The organism is Teichococcus aerofrigidensis (assembly GCF_054073225.1).
Window position 1 is genome coordinate 1 of the sequence record NZ_JBSXMU010000131.1, and the last position, 7,951, is coordinate 7,951.

The following is a 7,951-nucleotide window of genomic DNA, read 5'->3' on the forward strand; positions in this document are numbered from 1 at the left end:
CGCCCCCCCCCCCCCCCCCCCCCCCCCCCCCCCGGCCCGCAACCGATCATCCCGGAGCCCGACCCTTGGGTACACTCGCCATCATCCTGTCCCTCGCGGGGCTGATGTACTTCGCCTATCGCGGCACCAACGTCCTGATCCTGGCCCCCATCATGGCCGCCTTCGCCGTGCTGATGGCGCAGGGCGGCCCGCTGCTCGCGACCTATACGCAGATCTTCATGAAGAGCCTCGGCAACTACGTCGTGCTGTTCTTCCCGATCTTTCTGCTCGGCGCCATCTTCGGCAAGCTGATGGCGGATAGCGGCTCCTCCACCACCATCGCGCACACCATCATCCGCCGTCTCGGCGCGCAGCATGCCATCACCGCCGTGACGCTGGCCTGCGGCGTGCTGACCTATGGCGGCGTCTCGCTCTTCGTCGTCGCCTTCGCGATCTTCCCGATCGCCGCGGCGCTGTTCCGCGAGGCGGACGTGCCGAAGCGGCTGATCGCCGGCGCCATCGCGCTGGGCAGCTTCACCTTCACCATGACGGCGCTGCCGGGCACGCCGGCGATCCAGAACGCCATCCCGACGCGCTTCTTCGGCACCACCACCTTCGCAGCCCCCGGGCTCGGCATGATCGCCGCCGCCATCATGCTGTTCGGCGGCCTGGCCTGGCTGCACCACCGGCAGCGCCGGGCCAGGCTCGCCGGCGAGGGCTATGGCGACCACAAGGAGAACCTGCCGCAGTTCGAGGACGGCGAGCGGCCGGGCTTCGCGCTGTCGCTGCTGCCGATCGTCGTCGTCATCGGGCTGAACGCGCTCTTCTCGCTGGTCGTCTTCCCCTCGCTCGACCTCGGCTACCTGTCGCAGCAGATCTACGGCAACATCGCGCCCACCGCGGTGATCGGCACCTGGGCGCTGATCGTCGCGCTGGTCGGCGCCATCCTGACCGTCCTGCTGCTGCAGCGGCGCTACCTGCGCGACGCGCAGAAGACGCTGAACGAGGGCACGATGGGCTCGCTGCTGCCGATCTTCAACACGGCGAGCGAGGTGGGCTACGGCGCCGTCATCGCCTCCCTTGCGGCCTTCGTCGTCGTGCGCGACTTCGTCGTCGGCATCGCGCCCGGGACGCCGATCATCTCGCTCGCCATCGCCGTCAACGCCCTGGCCGGCATCACTGGCTCGGCCTCCGGCGGCCTGTCCATCGCGCTCGACACGCTGGGCGCCACCTACATGGAGCGCGCCGCGGCGCTCGGCATCAGCCCGGACCTGCTGCACCGCGTCGCCGCCATCTCCTCCGGCGGTTTCGACTCGCTGCCGCACAACGGCGCGGTCATCTCGCTGCTGACCATCACCGGGCTGACGCACAAATCGTCCTATGGCGACATCTTCGTCGTGAACCTGCTGGTTCCGGTCCTGGCGCTGATCGCCGTGATCCTGCTCGGAACGACCCTGGGCACCTTCTGACGCCGCCGTGCCGCCCCCCCCGGAGGAAGGGGGGGCGGAGGGGGACGTCACCAGCTGTCGTAGTCGGTGATGTCCTCCGCCTGCCCGCATTCGCAGCGCAGGGCGACCTGCGTGCCGATGGCCGTCGGGGTGAAGGTGACGGCGGTGGACGGCGGCGGGCAGCCGTGCCCGAGGAAACGGTCATAGGCCCGGAGCTCGGCCGGCCGCAGGCGGGAGAGGCCGCCCCGGCCGTCCTTCCGGTTCCCCTCGGGCGCCGGGCGGGTCATGGCGCGGGAGTCGCGAGCGGCACGGCGGTGACGCTGTTGAACGGCGAGCCGTCGATGATCTTCGTGCTGGTGACCAGATAGACCAGCACCTGCTTCTCCTGATCCAGGATGCGCGTCACCGTCAGCGACTTGAACAGCGCCGAGCTGGAGCGGCTGAAGACGGATTCCGTCTGCGGCAGCTTCTCCGGCAGGGTCACCGGGCCGGTTGCGCGGCAGGCGATGCTGAAGCGCGACGGGTCCTCGGCCAGGCCGACCCAGCCCGACAATCCGCCCGTGTCGGCGCGCGAGACGTAGCAGGAGACATTGGCGACGCGGGGATCGTCATAGCGCTCGACCACGACCTTGTCGTTCGGCCCGACCATGCGGAAGGTGGTGCTGACCTCGCCCACGCGCTTCTGCGCCAGGGCGGGTTGCCCGGCCAGCAGCAGGGCGAGGAGGACAGCGAGCAGCGGCTTCATGATGCGGGCGGCCTGGGGCTGGGGTTGCGGCCCCCACACATAGGCGATGATCGGCGGAAAGGAACGGGCCGTCCGGAGATCGGCCGGTCACAGCGAGCCGCGGCGCAGCAGACTGGCCGGGAGCCGCTCGGCCCTGGGCGGCGCGTCATCGCCGCCCAGGCGCGCGCGCAGCAGGCCGATGGTGCGGTCGATCATTTCCGGCACGGGCTGGCGCAGGGTGGTCAGGCGGTAGGCCGGCCAGGCGCCCATCGGGATGTCGTCGAAGCCGATCACCGCGACCTCGTCCGGGACACGCCGGCCCATCTCGTGCCGCAGCGCGTCCAGCCCGCCGAGCGCCAGGATGTCGTTGGCGAAGAAGACACCGTCCGCGCCCCCCAGCGCCCGGGCCGCGCGATGACCGGCCTCGTAGCTGAAATCGCCGGCCTCGATGCGGAGCGGCGTCAGGCCATGCCCGGCCAGGGCGGCGCGGAAGCCCCGTTCCCGGTCGTGGCTGGTCGAGGTGTCGGCGCGGCCGGCGACGAAGGCGGGGTTCCGGCAGCCATGGGCCAGCAGCGCCTCGGCCGCCATCCGCCCGCCCCCGACATTGTCGCAGGCGACGCTGTCGAGCCGCGTCGGCCCGATGGCGGTGCGGTTGAACAGCACGGCGGCCCGGCCATCGCCCAGCCAGTGCGAGGCGCTGGCCGAGGACAGGCTGGCCGAGGTCAGCACCACCGCGTCGACATGGTACTGCCGCAGCATCGGCAGCGCGTCGTCGGCGCTGCCGCCCGGCGGGATGGTGATCAGCAGCGACTGGAAGCCGGCCTCCCGCAGCGCGGCGTTCAACTGCTCCAGCACCGCCGGATAGAAGGGGTTGGTCAGCTCCGCCATGACGATGCCGACCAGCGAGGAGCGGCGCCGCGACAGGGCGGATGCGATGACATTGGGGCGGTAGCCCAGTTCCTCCGCCGCGCGCAGGATGCGGGCGCGCATCGCCGGCGCCACCGAGGCGCCGGGGCTGAAGGCCCGCGACACCATCGATTGCGAGACGCCGAGATGCCGCGCCAGGTCGCGCGCGGTCACGGCTCCCATGGGGGCTCCCGCGGGGGCCTCCGCAGGGGCGTCAGGCGGCGTTCTTGCCACCGTAGCGCCGCACGCGGATGTCGGCCTGCTCCTTGTGCCCGGCGAAGTTCTCGATGGCGCAGAGGCGCGAGCAGTACTCGCCGACCATGGCGCTGGCCTCGGGCTTCACCTCCTGCCAGGTGCAGGTCTTGATGAACTTGCCGACCCAGAGCCCGCCCGTGTAGCGCGCGGCCTTCTTGGTCGGCAGGGTGTGGTTGGTGCCGATCACCTTGTCGCCATAGGCCACGTTGGTCTCGGGGCCGAGGAACAGCGCGCCGTAGTTGCGCATGTTGTCGCGGAACCAGCGCGGATTCCTCGTCATCACCTGCACATGCTCGGAGGCGATGTCATCGGCCACCTGCAGCATCTCCTCATCGGTGTCGCAGAGGATGACCTGGCCGTGGTCGCGCCAGGCGACGCTGGCGATGTCGGCGGTGGGCAGCACCTTGAGCTGGCGCTGGATCTCCGCCTCGATCCCCTCGGCGATCTTGCGCGAGGTGGTGAGCAGCACGGCGGGCGAGGTCGGGCCGTGCTCCGCCTGGCCGAGCAGGTCGGTGGCGCAGATCTCGGCATCCACCGTGTCATCGGCGATGACCAGCGTCTCGGTGGGGCCGGCGAACAGGTCGATGCCGACACGGCCATAGAGCTGCCGCTTGGCCTCGGCGACGAAGGCATTGCCCGGCCCGACCAGCATGTCCACCGGCTTGATCGTCTCGGTGCCCAGCGCCATGGCGGCGACGGCCTGGATGCCGCCCAGCAGATAGATCTCGTCGGCGCCGGCCATCGCCATGGCGGCGACGGTGGCCGCCGGGGCCTCGCCGTTCAGCGGCGGGGTGCAGGCGATGACGCGCGGCACGCCGGCGACCTTGGCGGTCAGCACCGACATATGCGCGCTGGCCACCATCGGGTAGCGGCCGCCCGGGATGTAGCAGCCGACGCTCTCCACGGGGATGTTCTTGTGACCCAGCGTGACGCCCGGCAGGGTCTCGATCTCGAGATCCGTCAGGCAGGCCTTCTGCGCTTCGGCGAAGCGGCGGATCTGGGCCTGGGCGAACCGGATGTCCTCGATCACCTGCGCGGGCAGGCTGTCGATCAGCGCCTGGACCTGCTCCGGGGTCAGCCGGAAGCTCTCGGGCGACCACTTGTCGAACTTCACCGACAGCTCGCGCACCGCCGCATCCCCGCGCGCCTCGACATCGGCGAGGAGGCTCTCGACGGTCTGGCGGACCTTGCGATCGTATTCGGCCGTCTCGGCGGCCTCGGCGCCCTTCTTCAGATAGCGGATCATGACGTGTTCCCTCCCTGGCCATGGCAACAAGGCGGCCAGGATGGGGCCGGATTGCATACGGATGCAAGCCTTATTGCATCCGTATGCATTCCCCTCTTCCTTACTCCGCGGTCCAGCCCCCATCCAGCATCAGCGCACTGCCGGTCATCAGCCCGCTGGCGCCGGAGGCCAGGAAGACGACCGCGCCCATCAGGTCTTCCACCTGTCCGACGCGGCCGAGCTTGATCTTGGACAGGACCCAGTCGCGGAAGGCCGCGGCCTCGAAGAAGGGACGCGTCAGGGGGGTCTCGATGAAGGTGGGGCAGAGCGTGTTCACCCGGATGCCATGCGGCCCGAGCTCGATCGCCATGGCCTTGGTCATCCCCTCCATCGCATGCTTGCTGGCGCAGTAGACGCTGCGGTTCGGCCCTCCGACATGCCCCATCTGCGAGGAGAGCTGGATGATCGAGCCAGGCCGCCCCGCCGCCACCAGGCGCTTCGCCACCGCCTGCGCCGTGAAGAAGGCGGCGCGCAGATTGAGCGCCATGACGGCGTCGAAATCCGCCGGCGCCACCTCCAGGAAGGAGGCGGGGCGGTTGGTCCCGGCATTGTTGACCAGGATGTCGAAGGGCTCGCGCGCCGCCAGCGCCGCCTCCAAAGCGGCCAGGTCCGAGACATCCAGGGCCAGGGCCTCGGCCGCGCCACCGCCGGCGCGAATCGCCGCCGCGGCCGCCTCCACCTCCGCGCCGCTGCGCGCCGCGAGCGCGACATGCGCGCCCGCCTCGGCCAAAGCGGCGGCGGCGGCAAGGCCGATGCCCCGCCCTGCCCCCGTCACCAGGGCGCGGCGCCCGTCCAGCCGGAAGGAGGGTGTCCTTGGCAGGGCCAGGTCTTGGGTCATGGATCGTCCTCCGCATGCGTTGCGGGGGAAGTCCTAGCTCCGGGACCTGAGGAGCGGCAAATGCGGAGAGAAGTTCTTATTTATATATATTTCTCTATTAAGAAACGTTCCGTAGGGTGGTGGCAAGCTGTCTGAGGCCTGCGAAGGGTCGGTTTCGTTCAGAATGTCGCCACCACACACCGATATCTCTGATTTTTAAACTCTGTCTCGTGTATTAATACGTCTCAAAGATGAAAAACCTCTTTGGATTTCCCGTATAGGTGGTATCAATGCACTTATAGATTGTGGAGCGCGAAGAGATGCGAGTTCTTCTGGTTGAGGACGACATGACCACCGCTCGCGGCATCTCGATGATGCTCAAGGCGTCGTCGATGATCACGGACACCGCCGCCACCGGCGAGGAGGCGCTCGAGCTCGCCTCCCTCTATGACTACGACATCATCATCCTGGACATCATGCTGCCGGACATGGAGGGCTACGAGGTGGTCCGCCGGCTGCGCGGCAACCGGGTCGAGACGCCGGTCCTCATCCTCTCCGGCCTGTCCCGCCCCCAGGCCAAGGTGAAGGCCTTCGGCATGGGCGCCGACGACTTCATCACCAAGCCCTTCGACCAGCAGGAGCTGATGGCCCGGCTGCAGGCCATCATCCGCCGTGCCAAGGGCTTCAGCCAGCCGACCCTCTCCGTCGGCCCCCTGCTGCTCAATCTCGGCTCCCGCGAGGTGCGGGTGAACGACCGCGAGGTGCACCTGACCGGCAAGGAATACGCCATCCTGGAGCTGCTGACCCTGCGCAAGGGCCTGGTGCTGACCAAGGAGGTCTTCCTCAACCATCTCTACGGCGGCATCGACGAGCCGGAGGCCAAGATCATCGACGTGTTCATCTGCAAGCTGCGCAAGAAGCTGGCGCAGGCCGGGGCGGGCGAGCTGATCGGCACCGTCTGGGGCCGCGGCTATGTGATGCGCGAGCCGGCGCTGCAGGGCGCGCGCTTCCCGGCGCCCGAGCTGCCGGCGCCATCCCGGCAGGCGGCGCCCCAGGCCGCGGCATGACGGCCCCGGGGAGGGCCGCCCCACCCTCCCCGGATCGTCTCACCGGGCCAGGGCATAGGCGCCCCGCTCCCCCGGCACCGCCACCAGCTTCTCCGTCAGGCCCAGCACCGTCTCGGCGCCGCCGAGATAGAGCACGCCGTCCGGCGCAAGCTGAGCGGCGAGCGCGTTGAGCACCCGCCCCTTCGTCGGCGGGTCGAAATAGATCAGCACGTTGCGGCAGAAGATGACGTCGAAGCGCCCGAGGCTGCGATGCTCGCCCAGCAGGTTGCGCTCCTCGAAGCGGGTCATGGCGCGCAGCTCCGGCCGAACCTGCCAGCGTGCCCCCTCCTGCCGGAAGTGCTTCACCAGCATCTGCACCGGCAGGCCACGCTGCACCTCGAACTGCGTGAAGAAGCCCTCGCGCGCCTTCTCCACCACCTCGCGCGAGAGGTCGGTGCCGAGAATCTCGGCCTGACGCATCCCGAGTTCGGAGAGGATCATCGCCACGGAATAGGCTTCCTGCCCGGTCGAGCAGGCGGCTGACCAGATGCGCAGCCTGTGGCCCGCGGCGCGCGCCGCCACCAGGCCCGGCAACAGCCGGCGCAGGTGGTCGAACGGCTTGCCGTCGCGGAAGAAGCTGCTTTCGTTGGTGGTCAGCGCCTCGGTGACATCGCGCGCCAGCCGCTCGGCCCTGATGTCGCGCAGCCGCAGCGCCAGCATATCCAGGCTGGCCACACCCTCCCGCTTCAGGATGGGCGCGAGACGGGTCTCCAGCATGTAACCCTTGTCGGGGGTCAGCACGATGCCGGAGCGCGTCCTCACCAGCGCCGCGATAGCGGCAAAGCTCTCCGCATTCATGCGTGTCCTCCCACGGGACCGGCGCCCGCCATGCCACATTGCGCCATCGCGCGCTCAGCCAGTTGTTCGGGCGGCAGCAGCGCCTGCGCCAGGCCGGCCTTGGCCACCGCGCCCGGCATGCCCCAGACGACGCTGGAAGCCTCGTCCTGCGCCAGAACCGCGCCGCCCGCCGCCGCCACCGCCTTGCAGCCCAGCAGGCCGTCCTGCCCCATGCCGGTCAGGATCACCGCCAGCAGCCGGCCCTCGCAGGCCCCGGCGGCGCTGCGCAGCATCGGATCGACGGCGGGGCGGCAGAAGTTCTCCGGCGGCGCCTGGTTCAGCCGCGCCACCAGCCCCTCGCCCCGGCGCTCGACCAGCAGGTGCCGGTCGCCCGGCGCCACATGGATCCGGCCCGGCCGCAACACCTCGCCATCCTGCGCTTCCGCCGCCGCGGGGCCGCCGAGCCGCGACAGATGATCGGCCAGCATGGCGGTGAAGCCGGCCGGCATGTGCTGCACCACGACGATCGGCACCGGGAAGGCGGCCGCCACGGCCAGGCGGCGGACGAAGCCGGCGAGCGCCTGCGGGCCGCCGGTCGAGGACCCCAGCGCCAGCAGCCGAGGGCGCCCGCCGCGCGGGGCGGCCGGCAGGCCC

Annotated in this window: 9 protein-coding genes; 2 read left to right on the forward strand and 7 right to left on the reverse strand. The window is 70.1% G+C overall.

Features of this window, described 5'->3' with window-relative positions; translation table 11 throughout:
* The first annotated feature begins 65 nt into the window (after positions 1-65).
* Positions 66-1,448, forward strand: coding sequence for a GntP family permease (locus ACVMLK_RS18135; RefSeq protein WP_422922626.1), 1,383 nt, complete (start codon positions 66-68; stop codon positions 1,446-1,448).
* A gap of 47 nt (positions 1,449-1,495) precedes the next feature.
* Here the strand turns inward: ACVMLK_RS18135 and ACVMLK_RS18140 are convergent, their stop codons facing one another.
* The 5 genes from ACVMLK_RS18140 to ACVMLK_RS18160 all read right to left on the reverse strand — a co-directional run bounded on the left by ACVMLK_RS18140 (position 1,496) and on the right by ACVMLK_RS18160 (position 5,435).
* Entirely contained in the window at positions 1,496-1,714 is a 219-nt protein-coding gene (locus ACVMLK_RS18140; RefSeq protein WP_198365374.1) for a hypothetical protein, read from the reverse strand.
* On the reverse strand, positions 1,711-2,172 hold the full coding sequence (locus ACVMLK_RS18145; RefSeq protein ID WP_198365373.1) for a CreA family protein: 462 nt from the start codon (positions 2,170-2,172) through the stop codon (positions 1,711-1,713). Before ACVMLK_RS18145 ends, ACVMLK_RS18140 begins: the two co-directional genes overlap by 4 nt.
* Positions 2,173-2,259: 87 nt before the next feature.
* Positions 2,260-3,240 carry a LacI family DNA-binding transcriptional regulator gene (locus tag ACVMLK_RS18150; RefSeq protein ID WP_198365372.1) on the reverse strand — a complete coding sequence of 327 codons (981 nt, stop codon included), beginning with the start codon at positions 3,238-3,240 and terminating at the stop codon, positions 2,260-2,262.
* A 31-nt stretch (positions 3,241-3,271) separates the two neighbouring features.
* A complete protein-coding gene (gene hisD / locus ACVMLK_RS18155; RefSeq protein ID WP_457487193.1) occupies positions 3,272-4,558 on the reverse strand; it encodes a histidinol dehydrogenase in 1,287 nt (428 codons plus the stop codon).
* A 100-nt stretch (positions 4,559-4,658) separates the two neighbouring features.
* Positions 4,659-5,435 carry an SDR family NAD(P)-dependent oxidoreductase gene (locus tag ACVMLK_RS18160; RefSeq protein ID WP_457487194.1) on the reverse strand — a complete coding sequence of 259 codons (777 nt, stop codon included), beginning with the start codon at positions 5,433-5,435 and terminating at the stop codon, positions 4,659-4,661.
* Positions 5,436-5,734: 299 nt separating this feature from the next.
* Between ACVMLK_RS18160 and ctrA the strand changes: the two genes are divergently transcribed.
* The gene (gene ctrA / locus ACVMLK_RS18165; protein WP_198365583.1) at positions 5,735-6,481 is read left to right on the forward strand and encodes a response regulator transcription factor CtrA; all 747 of its coding nucleotides are present in this window, start codon (positions 5,735-5,737) and stop codon (positions 6,479-6,481) included.
* A 39-nt stretch (positions 6,482-6,520) separates the two neighbouring features.
* Here the strand turns inward: ctrA and ACVMLK_RS18170 are convergent, their stop codons facing one another.
* Both ACVMLK_RS18170 and ACVMLK_RS18175 read right to left on the reverse strand, forming a co-directional pair.
* Positions 6,521-7,318: a CheR family methyltransferase gene (locus ACVMLK_RS18170; protein ID WP_457487195.1), complete on the reverse strand. Its 798-nt coding sequence runs from the start codon at positions 7,316-7,318 to the stop codon at positions 6,521-6,523.
* A partial coding sequence (locus tag ACVMLK_RS18175) for a CheB methylesterase domain-containing protein (protein ID WP_457487196.1) occupies positions 7,315-7,951 on the reverse strand: 637 nt, incomplete at its 5' end. The genes ACVMLK_RS18170 and ACVMLK_RS18175, both read right to left, overlap by 4 nt.